15 protein-coding genes are annotated in these 15,709 nt (G+C 71.0%); 9 read left to right on the top strand and 6 right to left on the bottom strand.

What is annotated here, in order from left to right:
- Positions 1 to 7: 7 nt before the first annotated feature.
- Positions 8 to 1,126: a GuaB3 family IMP dehydrogenase-related protein gene (locus tag CLT74_RS25910; protein ID WP_099849731.1), complete on the bottom strand. Its 1,119-nt coding sequence runs from the start codon at positions 1,124 to 1,126 to the stop codon at positions 8 to 10.
- 37 nt (positions 1,127 to 1,163) lie between these two features.
- Entirely contained in the window at positions 1,164 to 2,726 is a 1,563-nt protein-coding gene (gene guaB, locus CLT74_RS25905; protein ID WP_099849729.1) for an IMP dehydrogenase, read from the bottom strand.
- Positions 2,727 to 2,923: 197 nt separating this feature from the next.
- Here guaB and CLT74_RS25900 point away from each other — a divergent pair, with 197 nt between their 5' ends.
- Positions 2,924 to 3,334 (top strand): DUF5319 domain-containing protein, encoded by a 411-nt coding sequence (locus CLT74_RS25900; RefSeq protein ID WP_099852928.1) that lies wholly within the window; start codon positions 2,924 to 2,926, stop codon positions 3,332 to 3,334.
- Between the two features lie 67 nt (positions 3,335 to 3,401).
- On the opposite strand, the gene CLT74_RS25895 is transcribed toward CLT74_RS25900, so the two are convergent.
- The gene (locus tag CLT74_RS25895; protein ID WP_099849727.1) at positions 3,402 to 4,199 is read right to left on the bottom strand and encodes a response regulator transcription factor; all 798 of its coding nucleotides are present in this window, start codon (positions 4,197 to 4,199) and stop codon (positions 3,402 to 3,404) included.
- A 253-nt stretch (positions 4,200 to 4,452) separates the two neighbouring features.
- On the opposite strand from CLT74_RS25895, the gene CLT74_RS25890 reads away from it, so the two are divergent.
- Entirely contained in the window at positions 4,453 to 4,836 is a 384-nt protein-coding gene (locus tag CLT74_RS25890; protein WP_099852924.1) for a WhiB family transcriptional regulator, read from the top strand.
- Between the two features lie 187 nt (positions 4,837 to 5,023).
- Here CLT74_RS25890 and CLT74_RS25885 read toward each other — a convergent pair whose 3' ends face one another.
- The 3 genes from CLT74_RS25885 to groES all read right to left on the bottom strand — a co-directional run bounded on the left by CLT74_RS25885 (position 5,024) and on the right by groES (position 8,817).
- Positions 5,024 to 6,634, bottom strand: coding sequence for a molybdopterin-dependent oxidoreductase (locus CLT74_RS25885; RefSeq protein WP_099849724.1), 1,611 nt, complete (start codon positions 6,632 to 6,634; stop codon positions 5,024 to 5,026).
- Positions 6,635 to 6,775: 141 nt separating this feature from the next.
- A complete protein-coding gene (gene groL, locus CLT74_RS25880; RefSeq protein ID WP_099849722.1) occupies positions 6,776 to 8,431 on the bottom strand; it encodes a chaperonin GroEL in 1,656 nt (551 codons plus the stop codon).
- Positions 8,432 to 8,502: 71 nt separating this feature from the next.
- Positions 8,503 to 8,817 (bottom strand): co-chaperone GroES, encoded by a 315-nt coding sequence (groES, locus tag CLT74_RS25875; RefSeq protein WP_089155197.1) that lies wholly within the window; start codon positions 8,815 to 8,817, stop codon positions 8,503 to 8,505.
- A 371-nt stretch (positions 8,818 to 9,188) separates the two neighbouring features.
- Here groES and CLT74_RS25870 point away from each other — a divergent pair, with 371 nt between their 5' ends.
- The 7 genes from CLT74_RS25870 to CLT74_RS25840 all read left to right on the top strand — a co-directional run bounded on the left by CLT74_RS25870 (position 9,189) and on the right by CLT74_RS25840 (position 15,698).
- A complete protein-coding gene (locus CLT74_RS25870) occupies positions 9,189 to 9,989 on the top strand; it encodes a Scr1 family TA system antitoxin-like transcriptional regulator (RefSeq protein ID WP_099849720.1) in 801 nt (266 codons plus the stop codon).
- Positions 9,980 to 10,171: a DUF397 domain-containing protein gene (locus CLT74_RS25865; protein ID WP_099849718.1), complete on the top strand. Its 192-nt coding sequence runs from the start codon at positions 9,980 to 9,982 to the stop codon at positions 10,169 to 10,171. Before CLT74_RS25870 ends, CLT74_RS25865 begins: the two co-directional genes overlap by 10 nt.
- A gap of 182 nt (positions 10,172 to 10,353) precedes the next feature.
- Positions 10,354 to 11,649, top strand: a complete 1,296-nt coding sequence (locus tag CLT74_RS25860) for a THUMP-like domain-containing protein (RefSeq protein ID WP_099849717.1) — start codon at positions 10,354 to 10,356, stop codon at positions 11,647 to 11,649.
- 70 nt (positions 11,650 to 11,719) lie between these two features.
- A complete protein-coding gene (gene ybaK, locus CLT74_RS25855) occupies positions 11,720 to 12,199 on the top strand; it encodes a Cys-tRNA(Pro) deacylase (RefSeq protein WP_099849715.1) in 480 nt (159 codons plus the stop codon).
- Positions 12,200 to 12,425: 226 nt separating this feature from the next.
- Positions 12,426 to 13,520: a substrate-binding domain-containing protein gene (locus CLT74_RS25850; protein WP_099849713.1), complete on the top strand. Its 1,095-nt coding sequence runs from the start codon at positions 12,426 to 12,428 to the stop codon at positions 13,518 to 13,520.
- Between the two features lie 103 nt (positions 13,521 to 13,623).
- Positions 13,624 to 14,442, top strand: a complete 819-nt coding sequence (locus tag CLT74_RS25845; RefSeq protein WP_099849711.1) for an ATP-binding cassette domain-containing protein — start codon at positions 13,624 to 13,626, stop codon at positions 14,440 to 14,442.
- Positions 14,439 to 15,698 carry an ABC transporter permease subunit gene (locus CLT74_RS25840; RefSeq protein ID WP_099849709.1) on the top strand — a complete coding sequence of 420 codons (1,260 nt, stop codon included), beginning with the start codon at positions 14,439 to 14,441 and terminating at the stop codon, positions 15,696 to 15,698. The genes CLT74_RS25845 and CLT74_RS25840 overlap by 4 nt, the downstream gene beginning before the upstream one ends.
- Positions 15,699 to 15,709: the final 11 nt, after the last annotated feature.

Raw genomic sequence — 15,709 nt, 5'->3', positions numbered from 1 at the left:
CTGGGGGTCAGCGGTCGAGGACGAGGCCGACCTTCTGGAACTCCTTGAGGTCGCGGTAGCCGCACTTGGCCATCGCGCGGCGCAGGCCGCCGAAGAGGTTGAGCTGACCGTCGGGCTCGTCGGCGGGGCCGAAGAGGAGGCGCTCCATCGAGCCGAGCGGCTCGCCGGCGGCCTCGAACGCGCCACGGGGCAGCGACGGGTGGCTCGCCGCCGAGTGCCACCAGGACCCGCCGGCCGGCGCCTCCTCGCAGAGCGACAAGGGCTCACCGAGCATCACCGCGTCCGCACCGCAGCCGAGGGCCTTGGCGATGTCGCCGGAGGTCCGGATGTCGCCGTCGGCGATCAGGTGCACGTACCGCCCGCCGGTCTCGTCGAGGTAGTCGCGCCGGGCCGCGGCGGCGTCGGCGATCGCGGTGGCCATCGGTACCCGGATGCCGAGCACCGACTCGGTGGTGGACCACTCGTCCCCGCCGATACCGATGATCACGCCGGCCGCGCCGGTGCGCATCAGGTGCAGGGCGGTCTTGTAGTCGGTGCAGCCGCCGACGATGACCGGGAGGTCGAGGTCGGCGATGAACTCCTTGAGGTTGAGCGGCTCGTCGGTGGTCGAGACGTGCTCGGCCGAGACGATGGTGCCCTGGATGACCAGGATGTCGACGCCCGCGTCGAGGATGACAGGCGCCAGCGCCAGGGTGTGCTGCGGGGAGACCCGCACCGCCACCGTGCCGCCACCCTCGCGCAGCTCCCGGACCCGTTCGGTGATCAGATCCGGCCGGATCGGCTCGGCGTACACCTCCTGGAGCCGTTTGGTGGCGCGGGCGTCCTCGTCGAGACCGCCGAGCTCCTCCAGCACCTTGCTCGGGTTCTCGTAGCGGGTCCACAGCCCTTCGACGTTGAGTACGCCGAGCCCGCCGAGCTGACCGAGCCGCACGGCCGAGGCCGGGCTCATCGTGGCGTCGGAGGGGTGCCCGACACACGGAATGCCGAACTGGTACGCGTCGAGCTGCCACCCGGTCGAGACGTCGTCGACGTCCCGGGTCCGGCGGGACGGCACGATGGCGATGTCGTCCAGGTGGTAGCCGCGTTGCGCGGTCTTACCCAGCCCGATCTCGACCACGTCACGCATGGGGCACTCCAGATGTGTTCGGGGGTGGTGGGAGGGGTCAGCGGGTGTGGTAGTTGGGCGCTTCGACGGTCATCTGGATGTCGTGCGGGTGGCTCTCCTTGAGCCCGGCCGCGGTGATCCGGATGAGCTGACCCCGCTGGTGCAGCTCGGGGATGCTCTCCGCGCCCGCGTACCCCATCGCCAGCCGCAGGCCGCCGACCAGCTGATGGGCCACCCGGGCCAACGGCCCACGGTACGGCACCTGACCCTCGACGCCCTCCGGGACCAGCTTCTCGTCGCTCGTCACGTCCTGCTGGAAGTAGCGGTCCTTGGAGTACGACTTGGCCTGCCCGCGCGACTGCATGGCACCGAGGGAACCCATGCCGCGGTACGTCTTGAACTGCTTGCCGTTGACGAAGATCAGCTCACCGGGGCTCTCCTCGCAGCCCGCCAGCAGGCTGCCGAGCATCACCGTGTCCGCACCGGCGACCAGGGCCTTGGCGATGTCACCCGAATACTGGATGCCGCCGTCGCCGATGACCGGCACGCCGGCCGGGCGGGCCGCCCGAGCGGCCTCCATGATCGCTGTGATCTGCGGAACGCCGACGCCCGCCACGATCCGGGTGGTGCAGATGGCGCCCGGTCCGACTCCTACCTTCACGCCGTCGGCTCCGGCGTCGACAAGCGCCTTCGCACCGGCGTAGGTCGCCACGTTGCCGCCGACGATGTCGACGGCGACGTCCTTCTTGAGCCGGCTGACCATCTCCAGCACCGCGCGCTGGTGACCGTGGGCGGTGTCCACGATGATGACGTCGACGCCGGCCTCGACCAGGGCCCGGGCGCGCTTGTACGCGTCCTCGCCGACACCGATGGCCGCCGCCACCCGCAGCCGCCCCGCCTCGTCCTTGGTGGCGCTCGGGTACTGCTCGCTCTTGGTGAAGTCCTTGACGGTGATCAGCCCACGCAGCTTGCCGGAGCCGTCGACGATCGGCAGCTTCTCGACCTTGTGCTGGCGCAGCAGGCCGAGCGCCTCGTCCTTGCTCACCCCGACCGGAGCGGTGACCAGCGGCGCCTTGGTCATGATCTCGCGGACCGGCACGGCCGGGTCGGAGACGAAGCGCATGTCCCGGTTGGTGACGATGCCCACCAGTTGACCGTCGGCGTCCACCACCGGCACCCCCGAGATGCGGTAGCGCCCGCAGAGCTGGTCGACCTCGCGCAGGGTGTCGTCCGGGCTCGCCGTCACCGGGTTGGTGATCATGCCGGACTCGGAGCGCTTGACCAGGTCGACCTGGAGCGCCTGGTCCTCCACCGAGAGGTTGCGGTGCAGCACGCCGATGCCACCCTGGCGGGCCATCGCGATCGCCATCCGGGCCTCGGTGACCGTGTCCATCGCGCTGGACAGCAGCGGGATGGAGAGCGAGACGTTGCGGGTCAGCCGGGTGATGGTGTTCACCCGGCTCGGCACCACGTCGGACTCGCCGGGCTGGAGCAGCACGTCGTCGAAGGTCAGCCCCAGCGGCACCACCCTGGCCGAACCGGCGGGCAGCTCGGGCAGATGACCGCCCAGCTCGCCGCCCTCGATGCCGGCGGACGGGTCGGTACGGGGCGAATTCTCCACGATTGCTCTCCTGAGCTGCTCGAACCGGGCTTCAGCGAGGTGGCACGGGGGGCACCGGCGAACGCCGGGCGAGGGTGCGTCAGCCTCATCGTACCCACTGAAGCTTTCACCACCTGAACCGCGCGGCACCCGCCCCGGTAACGGCTCGCGCGACCGGGGGACAGGCGTCGACGGTGGCATGGGACTACGGTGAGGGGGTGCACGACGATCCCATCGACCCGTTCACCGGCGACCCGACCGATCCGGCGGCCGACCTGGACACCCCCGGCGACGACGCGCCGCTGGACCCACTGACCGACGTCGAGCGCCAGGACGTGCTTGAGGATCTCGCCGACCTGGAGATCTACCAGGCGCTGCTCGCGCCGATCGGCGTACGCGGGCTCGTCATCGAATGTGAGGACTGTCGGGAACCGCACTACTTCGACTGGGATCTGCTCCGGGGAAATCTGCGACACCTGCTCAGCTCCGGGCGACCCCGGGTGCACGAGCCGGCCTACGATCCCGACCCCGACCACTACGTCACCTGGGACTACGCGCGCGGCTACGCCGACGGCGTGCACGACACCCTCAGCGAAGGCACCGAGGACGAGTCCGGCGCCGACCGCTGACCGGCCACCGCCAACTCAGCGACACAGGGCGGCGGACGAAATCGGCCGGCCGGGCCGGCCGGCTAGTTCACGCGACCAGCCCGGCCCGGAATCCGGCGGCCACGGCGTGCGCCCGATCGCGGGCACCGAGCTTGCGGAACAGCCGTCGGGCGTGAGTCTTCACGGTGTCCTCGGAGACGAACAGTTCCCGGCCGATCTCGGCGTTGCTCTTGCCTTCCGCCATCCCGAGCAGCACCTGCAGCTCCCGTTCGGTGAGGCCGATCGTGGCCCGGTCGGGCCGGGTCGGTGACGGCTTCTCCGGCTCGGACTCGGCACCCGCCTCGGCCGGGTCGTCGCCGCGCTGCGCCGGCACCATCGCCGGCCCGCCTGCCGCGTCCGTACCCGGCCAGGTGGTCTGTGCCTCGCCACCGGTGCGACCGCCGGGCCCGGGCCGGGCGGGGCCACCGACGGCTGCGGCATCCCGGGCGGGGTCAGCGATTCGGTGCCGGTTGGCCCGGCCGGGCGCGGCCAGCAGCAGCAGCGCCTTGGCGACTGCGCTCGTCAGATCCTGGTCGACTCCCTGGATGAGCCCGCGCGCCCCGGCGCCGATTGTCGCCGCCGCCGCCTCGGACTCCTCGGCGCCGAGCAGCAGGACAGCGGCCTGCGGGGCGCGGGCCAGCACCCGGCGGACGAAGCCGACGCTGTCGGGGCGGGTGAGCGCGGTGTCGGCGAGCACCACGTCAGCCGGACGCTCGGCCAACCGCAACATCACCTCAGGGTCGGAGACCGCCGTCCGGACGGCACCCGACAATCCCAACCGCGCTGCCGCGGAGGTCAGGTGCTGCGCCGCGAGCGGCGTTCGAACGCACACGAGAACGGTACGCACAGGCATCTCCTCTCCGCTGACGAGCAGACCACGACCAGCCCCGGTCGGGAGGAGGTTCCGGGCAATCCTCCCAACTTTTCCGACAGACAGGGCATATGCCGCAATTCGTCAAGTGTTCTGGATCAAAGACGTGTGAGGCGAGGGACGCCCGGGTAGGGAGTGGCCAGGCCGGGAACGGTGCGCCTGCGCGGCCCGCCGCCCGGACAACCGGCCACAAGCTGTCTCGCGGTGCCGCGCGAGAGGAGGGGTGCTGATGTCGAACGTACGTAGACTGCCCGGACCCATCATCGACCTCTGGGACTGGCAGCGGCTCGGTGCCTGCCGGGGCCGCGACAGCGCCCAGTTCTTCCACCCCGACGGCGAGCGGGGCTCGTCCCGGCTGCGCCGGGAATCCTCCGCCAAGGCCGTCTGCCGTGCCTGCCCGGTCCGCGCCGAGTGCGCCGCGCACGCCCTTGCGGTACGCGAGCCGTACGGCGTGTGGGGTGGCTTCAGCGAGTCCGAGCGACTGCGCCTGCTCGCGGTCGGCTGGGAGGACCTCGCCGACCGCCGGCAGACCCGTGTCGACGTCAACCGGCTGGAGGCCCGGCTGGGCAGTTCCCACCGGTCGACGATGCCCATCCAACGCAACGTCGCCTGACCAACCGCACCACCGGCGCCGCGCCCCCACCGCAGGGGCGCGGCGCCGCCCTGCCCCCCGCCCCCGCCCCCGCCCCCGTCCCTGACCTCGTTGATCATGAAGTTGTTGTCGCGCCATCGGCGTGTCGACGACAACAACTTCATGATCAACCAGGCTGGGGTGGGGTGGGTGGGTGGGTGGGCGGGGGTCAGGTGATGGTGAGGGTTACGGAGTGCCAGCCGGTTGCGCCGTTGGGGGCGACGCCGCGCGGCTCGCCGGTCTGCGTCTCGCCGGTGCTGTCCGTCGCCCGGACCTGGAGGGTGTGCTCGCCAGGGGTGGCCGGCCACTGCCACGACCACTGCACCCAGGTGTCCACCGAGATCGTCGGCGCCAGTTGAGCCTCCTGCCAGGGCCCCTCGTCGACGCGTACCTCGACGCGGTCAATGCCCCGGTGCTGCGCCCAGGCGACGCCGGCGACGGTGACCGGGCCGGCGGCCGGGCGGTTGCGTGGGCGGGGCGTGTCGATCCGCGACTGCGTCTTCACCGGTCCCTGCGCCGACCAGCCCCGGGGAACCCAGTACGCGTCGAAGTCAGCGAAGCTGGTCAACTCCAACTCGGTGATCCACTTGCACGCCGACACGTAGCCGTACAGGCCGGGCACCACCATCCGGACCGGGAAACCGTGCTGCACCGGGAGCGGCTCGCCGTTCATGCCGACGGCGAGCAGCGCGTCCCGTCCGTCACGCAGCGCGGCCGTCGGGGTGCCACAGGTCCAACCGTCCACCGAACGCCCGACCACCTGGTCGGCGCCGTCCAGCGGCCCCACCTCGTCGAGCAGATCCCGGATCGGTACGCCGAGCCAGCGCGCGTTGCCGATCAGGTCGCCGCCGACCTCGTTCGAGACGCAGGCGAGCGTCACGTACCGCTCCACCATGGGTCGGGCCAGCAGATCGGCGTAGCTCAGCGTGATCGGGTTGCGGACCCGGCCGTGAATGCGCAGCTGCCAGGTCGCGGGATCGACCTGCGGCACCACGAGCGCGGTGTCGATCCGGTAGAAGCTGCGGTTCGACGTGACGTAGCTGGCCAGCCCGGGCTGGGCCAGGTCAGCGCCGGCCGGCACCGGTGGTGCGGCGGAGACGGGGGCCGGCAGCGTGATCGCCTCGCGGGCGGCCGACACGCCCTGACGGCCGGCCAGCCACCGCCCGGCGACTCCCCCGACGGCGGCCACCCCGAGCACGGTCCCGACGCCGGTGAGGAACCGCCGCCGCGAGTCCGGATCGACCCGCCGCCCCGGCCCTCCGGGGACCGACGGGTCGCCCGAGGCTGGCGGATTTCCGAGGGCCGGCGGGCCGGCCGGTGTCGGTGGGGACCAGGGCCACGGGTCCAGTTCCAGCGGGCCGGCGACGAACGTCCAGAGCGCCAGTCCGCCGACCGCCGCACCGACAAGTGACGGCAGCACGTCGGCGGCGTCCGCGCCGGCCCGGGTCAGGGCCGCCGCCGCGCCGATCCCGCCGAAGACGGCGATGCCGGCCAGTCCCACCGTCAGCCGGCGGGCGGCCAGCATGCCCAACAGGGCGGCGAAGCCGCCGAGCAGCAGCGCCGTACCCACCAGCAGGGCGATCTTGTCGTACGTGCCGAAGACCTCGATGCCGAACCGCTTGACCGGTTCGGGGGCGGTGTCCACCACGAGGCCGCCGACCGCGACGAGCGGCGACGAGCGGGGGCCGGTCAGGGCGGCAACCAGTTCGGCGGTGCCGATGGCCGCCGCAGCGGCGGCGACGCCGGCCAGGGCGGCGAACCGAGGTGTCGTGCTGCTCACCCGCCAAGTGTTTCCCACCGACCACCGGTCCGGTAGTCGGCGTCAGCGTTCGTAACCTCTCGTCACCGGTACGCCGACTCAAAGCGCGTGGGGCGCACCGTCTCGTCGACGGTGCGCCCCACGTTCGGCGTACGGCAGGGCTCAGAAGCCCGGGCCGTGCTGGTGGCTGTGACCGTGACCGTGGCCGTGCGAGTGGCCGTGGCCGCCCGCGGTGGGCTCCGGCTCGGCCGGCTTCTCCACCACGAGGCTCTCGGTGGTGAGCAGCAGACCGGCGATCGACGCGGCGTTGGTGACCGCGTTGCGGGTCACCTTGACCGGGTCGATGATGCCCGACTTGGTCAGGTCGACGTACTCGCCGATGGCGGCGTCGAGGCCGTGGCCCCAGTCGCTGTCGGTGACCTTCTGCACGACGACGTAGCCGTCGTGGCCGGCGTTCTGGGCGATCCAGCGCAGCGGCTCGACAAGTGCCTTACGCACGATCGACACGCCGACCTTCTCGTCGCCGGTGAAGCCGAGGTCGTCGGCGAGCACCGGCAGGATCTGCGCCAGGGCGGCACCGCCGCCGGGCACCGTACCCTCCTCGACCGCGGCCTTGGTCGCGGCGATGGCGTCCTCGATGCGGTGCTTGCGCTCCTTCATCTCGACCTCGGTGGCCGCGCCGACCTTGACCACGGCGATGCCACCGGAGAGCTTCGCCAGCCGCTCGGCCAGCTTCTCCCGGTCCCACTCGGAGTCCGAGGCCTCGATCTCCTTGCGGATCTGGGCGACCCGGTCGGCGACCTCGCTGGCCTGGCCACCACCGTCGACGACAGTGGTGGTCTCCTTGTCGACCACGATGCGCCGGGCGCTGCCCAGCACCTCCAGGCCGACCTGGTCGAGCTTGTAGCCCAGTTCCGGGGCGACCAGCTCGGCGCCGGTGAGGATCGCCATGTCCTGGAGCATCGCCTTGCGGCGGTCACCGAAGCCGGGCGCCTTGACCGCGCAGACCTTGATGGTCTTGCGGATCGCGTTGACCACCAGGGTGGACAGCGCCTGACCCTCGACGTCCTCGGCGATGATGAGCAGCGGCTTGTTGTTCTGGAGGACCTTCTCCAGCAGCGGCAGCAGCTCCTCGATCGCGGAGATCTTCTGCGTGGTGATCAGGACGTACGCGTCCTCCAGCACCGACTCCTGCGACTCCGCGTCGGTGACGAAGTTCGGCGAGATGAAGCCCTTGTCGAACTGGAGGCCCTCGGTGACGTCCAGCTCGGTGTGCAGGGCGGAGCCCTCCTCGACGGTGATGACACCGTCGCGGCCGACCTTCTCCATCGCCTCGGCGATCAGCTCGCCGATGGTGGCGTCCTGCGCGGAGATCGTCGCCACGTGCGCGACAGACTTCTTGTCGGAGACGTCCACCGCCTTGCCGAGCAGCGCCTCGGAGACCTTGGCGGCGGCAGCGTCGATGCCCCGCTTGAGGCCGGCCGGGTTGGCGCCCGCGGTGACGTTACGCAGACCCTCGCGGACCATGGCCTGGGCGAGCACGGTCGCGGTGGTGGTCCCGTCGCCGGCGACGTCGTTGGTCTTGGTCGCCACCTCCTTGACCAACTGCGCGCCGAGGTTCTCGTACGGGTTGGTGAGCTCGATCTCCTTGGCGATGGTCACGCCATCGTTGGTGATCGTCGGCGCACCGAATTTCTTGTCGAGGACGACGTTGCGCCCGCGCGGCCCGAGGGTGACCTTGACCGCGTCGGCGAGCGCGTTGACACCGTGCTCCAGCAGGTGCCGGGCGTCGTCCGAGAAGCTCAGGATCTTCGCCATCTATGTCCCTTCGAAAGCGACGTTGCCCCGGCCCGGCGAGCCGGACCGGGGCAACGACACTGATCGGTTGCTTACTTCTCGATGACCGCGAGGACGTCGCGGGCGGAGAGCACCAGGTACTCCTCGCCGGCGTACTTGACCTCGGTGCCGCCGTACTTCGAGTAGAGAACGGTGTCGCCGACGGAGACGTCGATCGGCACGCGGTTGCCCTTGTCGTCGATCCGGCCCGGGCCGACAGCGAGGACGGTGCCCTCCTGCGGCTTCTCCTTGGCGGTGTCGGGGATCACGATGCCCGAGGCGGTGGTGGTCTCGGCCTCGTTCGCCTGGACCACGATGCGGTCCTCGAGCGGCTTGATCGCAACCTTGGTCGCGGTAGTCACGGGCATACCCTCCTGGGGTACTTGGTTTCGTTGCCGATCGGCATGCCGACCGGCGTCAATCTGCCACATGCCACCGGGCGGGGCCGTCGTCGCGGGTGCCGGTCCGCCTGGCGTTCAACCCCCGGACACCAGGGCCCGAAGGTTGGCACCCTCAGGGTGAGAGTGCTAATCGCAGGTTATTCCTCGGCTAGCACTCCGTCAAGGAGAGTGCCAATCCGCCACCCTCGTGTCGCCGCTCTTCCGCACCCACGTCACCACTTTTCCCGCACTGTTCCGCAGTCGTTCGCCAGGGTTGACCGCAACACGCCGACAGTGACTTCCCCGCCGATCGGTCGACCCTTACTCTCCGGCGCGACAACGTCACGGAGGGCGGACAGATGGCGGACATCCCAACTCTTGGATTCCTGCGCGACCAGTTGCGTCGGGCTCGCAAGGTGCGCGGGCTCAGCCAGGAGGAGCTGAGCAAGATGATCAACTACTCCCCGTCGGCGGTGAGCGCGATGGAGATCGGCCCGAACCAGCTGAGCGCCGACTACCTGGCCCGGTTCGACAAGGTGCTGGAGACCGGCGGCCTCTTCGTCGGGATGCTGGAGCTGATCCGGCTGCACGCCGAGCCGGACTGGTTCCGGCCGTGGGGCGAGATCGAGCGGGAGGCGGTCGCGCTGCGCTGGTACGACCCGGCAGTGGTGCCGGGCCTGCTCCAGACCGAGGCGTACGCGCGGGCGATGCTGCGGGTCGGTCCACCGCTCAGCCACGAGCAGATCGAGAAGCGGGTGCTGGCCCGGATGGCCCGGCAGGAGGTGCTCGCCCGTGAGGAGCCGCCACAGCTCGTCGCGGTGCTCGACGAGCAGGTGCTGCGCCGGCAGGTGGGCGAGCGCGCGACGATGCGCGAGCAGGTGGAGCACCTGCGCAGCCTCGCCGACCGCCCGCACGTCCAGGTGCGGATCATCCCGGCCGAGACCCCGTGGTACGGCGGGCTTGCCGGCCCGTTCGTGCTGGCTCGGCTCGCCGACGGCACCGAGGTGGCGCACCTGGACAACCAGCTCCGGGGGCACACTGTGGACAGCCCGAACGACCTTGCCAGTCTGGGGCGGCGTTGGGAGACTGTGGCCGGTGAGGCGCTGCCGCGCCGGCAGTCCGCCCGCCTGATCGAGGAAGTGGCGAAGTCATGGACCTGACCCGTGCCGCCTGGCGCAAATCCTCCCGCAGCAATCAGAATGGCGGCGCCTGCGTCGAGGTCGCCGACAACCTGCCCGGCGTGGTCGCCGTACGCGACAGCAAGGACCCGGCCGGCCCGGCACTCACCTTCACCCCGCCCGCCTGGCGCACCTTCATCACCACCCACCGCCCCACTCACTGACCCCCACCGCCACCGCCGAGCCCGCCCGGCCGGCCGGCCAGCCGCACGTTGATCGTCTGCACTTCAGTGACTCGGACATCGGCGTGTCGACTCACTGAAGTGCAGACGATCACGCCGCGCCCCGGCGGGTGCCTGCCCCGGGGCGCGTGGGTCAGGCTGGTGCGGGTCGGGAGAATGGGCGGGTGGATCTGGAGCAGTTCGGCGCGTTGCGTACCGCTGAGGGGTCGGCCGCGCTCGACGCGGCGGCCCGGGTGGCCGGCGACGATCCGCTGACCGCGGCGGCGGCGCTGCGTTCGGCCGGGGTGCCGGCCGGGCTCGCGGCGGCGGCGCTGACCCAGGCGGAGCTGCGCCGCCGGGCGACCGGCAAGTTCGGGCCGGCGGCGGCCGGCATGTTCTTCACCCGGCCCGGCCTGGAGCAGGCCACCCGACGGGTCGTCGCCGACCGGCGGGCGCGGCGGCTGCGCGCCGCGGGGGTGCGCACGCTTGCCGACCTGGGCTGCGGGCTGGGGGCCGACGCGCTCGCCGCCGCTCGCGCCGGCATCCGGGTGTACGCGGTCGAGGCGGACCCGCTCACCGCCGCGCTGGCCGAGGCGAACGCTCGGGCCGCCGGGCTGGCCGACCTGGTCACCGTCGAGTGTGGCGACGCGACCGCGTTCGACGTGACAGGGGTCGAGGCGGTCTTCTGCGACCCGGCCCGACGCCGGGCCGGCACCGGCCGGCGGATCTTCGACCCGAACTCGTACTCGCCGTCGTGGGACTTCGTGACCGGCCTGGCCGAACGGGTGCCGCGCACGGTGGTGAAGGTCGCGCCGGGGATCGACCACGCGTTGATCCCGCCCGACGCGGAGGCGGAGTGGGTGAGCGTGGACGGCGACCTGGTCGAGGCGGCCCTCTGGTGCGGTGAGCTGGCCGAGCTGCCCCGCCGCGCGACAGTGCTGAAGGAGAAACTTCCGGCTGACGTCCCGAGCGGAGCAACAGCTTCCTCCGGTCACCCGGCGGACGGCGGAACCCACCACACCGACGGAGCCGGCGGCGGAAGCCGGCACACCGACGGCCCGGCGACGTACCAGCTGACCGGAACGGGGGCACGTGAGGCAGCGGTCGGGACGGTGCGACGCTTCGTCTACGACCCGGATCCGGCGGTGGTCCGGGCTCACCTGGTGGCCGAGCTGGCCGCCGAGCTGGACGCCACGTTGGCCGACCCGACAATCGCCTACCTCTACGCGGACGCGGCACGGCCCACGCCGTACGCCCGCTGCCTGGAGGTGACCGACGTGCTGCCGTTCTCCCTCAAACGGCTCCGGGCGCTGCTGCGGGAGCGGCGGGTCGGCCGGGTGGAGATCCTCAAGCGTGGCTCCGCGCTGGAGCCCGAACGGCTCCGACGCGACCTGCGGCTGACCGGTGACCAGCCGGCGAGCCTGGTGCTCACCCGGGTCGCTGCCGCTCCGACGGTTCTGGTCTGCCGGCCGGCGGCCTGAACCCGACCCGGCACACCACCGGCTGGGAAGACACTGGTTCGGGCATCGGGCCGGGGCTACCTTGGCGGTCATGGCGGGACGTGGCACCCCGGCGATCGCGCTGCTGGCACAGCGGAAGGTCGACCACCGCACCCATCCGTACGATGTCTCGCCTGACGAGCCCAACTACGGCGCGCTTGTCGCCGCCGCGCTCGCGGTGACGCCGCAACGGGTCTTCAAGACCCTGGTCACCGAGGTCGACGGAGCGTTGACCGTGGCGGTGGTGCCGGTCACCGGCGGACTCGACCTCAAGGCACTTGCGGCGGCCGTCGGCGGCAAGCGGGCCACGCTTGCCGACCGGGTGGTGGCCGAGCGGGCCACCGGGTACGTCCGGGGCGGCATCAGCCCGCTGGGCCAGCGACGGCGGCTGCCCACGGTGCTCGACGTCTCCGCCCTTGACCATCCGACCGTGTACGTCTCGGCCGGCCGCCGGGGACTCCAGGTGGAGCTGGCCCCCACCGATCTGGTCACCCTCACCGGAGCCCGAACCGCATCCGTCGCCACCGGCTGATCCTCGCCGCCGGCTGATCCGCCCGGGCGTCCGGAGCCGAATCGGACGCCGGGTACCGGAACACGGACGGTGGCGGCACGGTGTCGAGGGCGTTGCTGAATTGTTACCGCCGACAACAAACTCGTGTCCGGCTCACCCTTGTGCTGGCGTGTGGCGCGCAATACGTTGCCGGACACAACAAAACAAAACACCGACACCCTTCCCCACCCTCGAAAGGACCCTGCACATGCGCAAGGGCTTCCTCGCCGTCGGCACCGTGGGCCTGCTGGCCCTCGGCAGCCTGACGGCCTGCGGCGACGATTCCGGCGGCGACCAGGCCGGCTCCGACGTGACCCCGAAGATCGGCGTGATCCTGCCGGACAGCAAGTCCTCCGCCCGCTGGGAGGGCGCCGACCGCAAGTTCCTCCAGGCCGCCTTCGAGGCCGCCGGCGTCGAGTACGACATCCAGAACGCCCAGGGCGACAAGACCGCGTTCCAGACCATCGCCGACCAGATGATCACGAGTGGCGTCACCGCGCTGATGATCGTGAACCTGGACTCCGGCACCGGCAAGGCCGTCCTCGACAAGGCCAAGTCGCAGGGCGTCGCCACCATCGACTACGACCGCCTCACCCTCGGCGGCTCGGCGGAGTACTACGTCAGCTTCGACAACGAGGCCGTCGGCAAGCTCCAGGGCGAGGGTCTGGCCAAGTGCCTGACCGACCAGAAGGCCGAGAAGCCGGTCGTGGCGTACCTGAACGGGTCGCCGACCGACAACAACGCCACCCTGTTCAAGAACGGCTACGACTCGGTCCTCAAGCCCAAGTTCGACGCGAACGAATACGTCAAGGGCCCGGACCAGTCCGTGCCGGACTGGGACAACGCCCAGGCCGCCACGATCTTCGAGCAGATGCTCACCCAGACCGGCGGCAAGATCGACGGTGTGCTGGCCGCGAACGACGGCCTCGGCAACGCCGCCATCTCGGTGCTGAAGAAGAACAACCTCAACGGCAAGGTCCCGGTGACCGGCCAGGACGCCACCACGCAGGGCCTGCAGAACATCCTCGCCGGCGACCAGTGCATGACCGTCTACAAGGCGGTCAAGCAGGAGGCCGACGCCGCCGCCGAGCTGGCCATCGCGCTGGCCAAGGGCGAGCGCAAGGAGACCGGCCAGACCGTCAAGGACCCGGAGGGCAACCGGGACGTGCCCGCCGTCCTCCTCACCCCGCAGGCGATCTACAAGGAGAACGTCAAGGACGTCATCGCCGACGGTTTCGTGACCAAGGAAGAGGTCTGCACCGGCGACTTCGCCGCGCTGTGCACCGAAGCGGGCATCAGCTGACCTCACCCGCCTAGGCGGCGCCGCCCGGCACGGTAAACCCGTGCCGGGCGGCCTGCCGCCGCTGGACGGGCTCCGATCTCCCTCCGTGACAAAGGAGAACCCCGTGTCCGCGACCCCTCTGCTGGAGCTACGCGGGATCGACAAGAGTTTCGGTCCCGTCCAGGTGCTACGCGACGTCGCCTTCGCCGCCTACCCGGGCGAGGTCACCGCGCTCGTCGGTGACAACGGCGCCGGCAAGTCGACCCTGGTCAAGTGCATCAGCGGCATCTACCCGACCGACGCCGGGCAGTTCGTCTTCGACGGCCGGCCGGTGAACATCCACAGCCCGCGTGACGCCGCAGCGCTCGGCATCGAGGTCGTCTACCAGGACCTCGCGCTCTGCGACAACCTCGACATCGTGCAGAACATGTTCCTCGGCCGCGAGAAGCGCAGCGGCATCGTCCTCGACGAGCCGACCATGGAACAGATGGCGGCCGAGACCCTCGCCGGGCTTTCCGTACGCACCGTCAAGTCGCTGCGCCAGCACGTCGCCAGTCTCTCCGGCGGCCAACGCCAGACGGTGGCGATCGCCAAGGCGGTGCTCTGGAACAGCAGGCTGGTGATCCTGGACGAGCCGACCGCCGCGTTGGGCGTCGCGCAGACCGCCCAGGTGCTTGAACTGGTCCGGCGGCTGGCCGACAACGGCCTGGCCGTCGTGCTCATCTCGCACAACATGAACGACGTCTTCGCCGTCTCCGACCGCATCGCCGCGCTCTACCTCGGCCAGATGGTCGCCCAGGTGAAGACCACCGACATCACTCACGCGCAGGTGGTCGAACTGATCACCGCCGGCCGCTCGGGCGAACTCGGGCTGGCCAGCGAAGCGGCCACCAACGGCAACGGCGCGGCGCCGGCCGACAGCACCACGGGAGGCGTCTCATGAGCACCACAGCCGTCAAGCAGGACGGTCCCGCCGCCGTCACGTCGACGCCGTCCGTCGGCAACCATGTGCGCGACTACTGGCGACGGGTACGCGGTGGCGACATCGGAGCCCTGCCCGCCGTCCTCGGCCTGCTCGTCCTCTGCACGGTCTTCTCGATCCTGCGGCCGTCGTTTCTCAGCGCCGGGAACTTCGCCAACCTGTTCACCCAGGGCGCGGCGGTCACGCTGATCGCGATGGGCCTGGTCTTCGTCCTGCTGCTGGGTGAGATCGACCTGTCAGCCGGTTTCGCCAGCGGCGTCTGCGCGGCGGTGCTGGCCAACGTGGTGACCGTGCTCGGACACCCCTGGTACGTCGCGGTGGCCGCCGCCGTGCTCACCGGCATGGTGATCGGCACGATCCTCGGCCTCCTGGTCGCCAAGATCGGCATTCCCTCCTTCGTGGTCACCCTGGCCGGCTTCCTGGCCTTCCAGGGCGTGGTGCTGCTGCTGATGGAGCAGGGCCGCAACATCTCGGTACGCGACCCGGTGCTGGTCGCGATCGCCAACCGCAACCTGCCGCCGCTGCTCGGCTGGGCGCTCGCCGCCGTGGCAGTCGCCGGGTACGCCGCCGTGCAGCTACTCCGTCACCGCAACCGCGCGGCGCGGGGCCTGGTCACCGACCCGATCACGGTGGTGCTCGCCCGGGTCGGCGGGCTGGCGGTCATCCTCGGCCTCGCGGTCTACATGCTCAACCTGGAGCGCAGCCGCAACGTGCTGATCAGCTCGCTCAAGGGCGTGCCGATCGTGGTGCCGATCATCGCCGTGCTGCTCATCATCGGGACCTTCGTGCTCCATCGCACCAGCTACGGCCGGCACATCTACGCGGTCGGCGGCAACAAGGAGGCCGCCCGCCGGGCCGGTATCAACGTGGACCGGATCCGCATCTCGGTCTTCGTCATCTGCTCCACCATGGCCGCGATCGGCGGCATCGTCGCCGCGAGCCGGGCCAACTCGGTCGACCCGAACACCGGTGGCAGCAACGTGCTGCTCTACGCCGTGGGCGCGGCCGTGATCGGTGGTACCAGCCTCTTCGGCGGCAAGGGCCGGGTGCTGGACGCGGTGCTCGGTGGCGCCGTGGTCGCGGTGATCGACAACGGCATGGGCCTGATGGGCTACAGCTCGGGCGTCAAGTACGTGGTCACCGGCGTGGTGCTGCTTCTGGCGGCAAGCGTCGACGCCCTGTCGCGCCGACGAGCCGCCGCCACCGGCAGCCGCTGATCCGCTCCACC

Source organism: Verrucosispora sp. CNZ293 (assembly GCF_002754655.1).
Note: the sequence above shows the minus strand (reverse complement) of the source record. Positions and strands in the feature narration are given on the sequence as shown.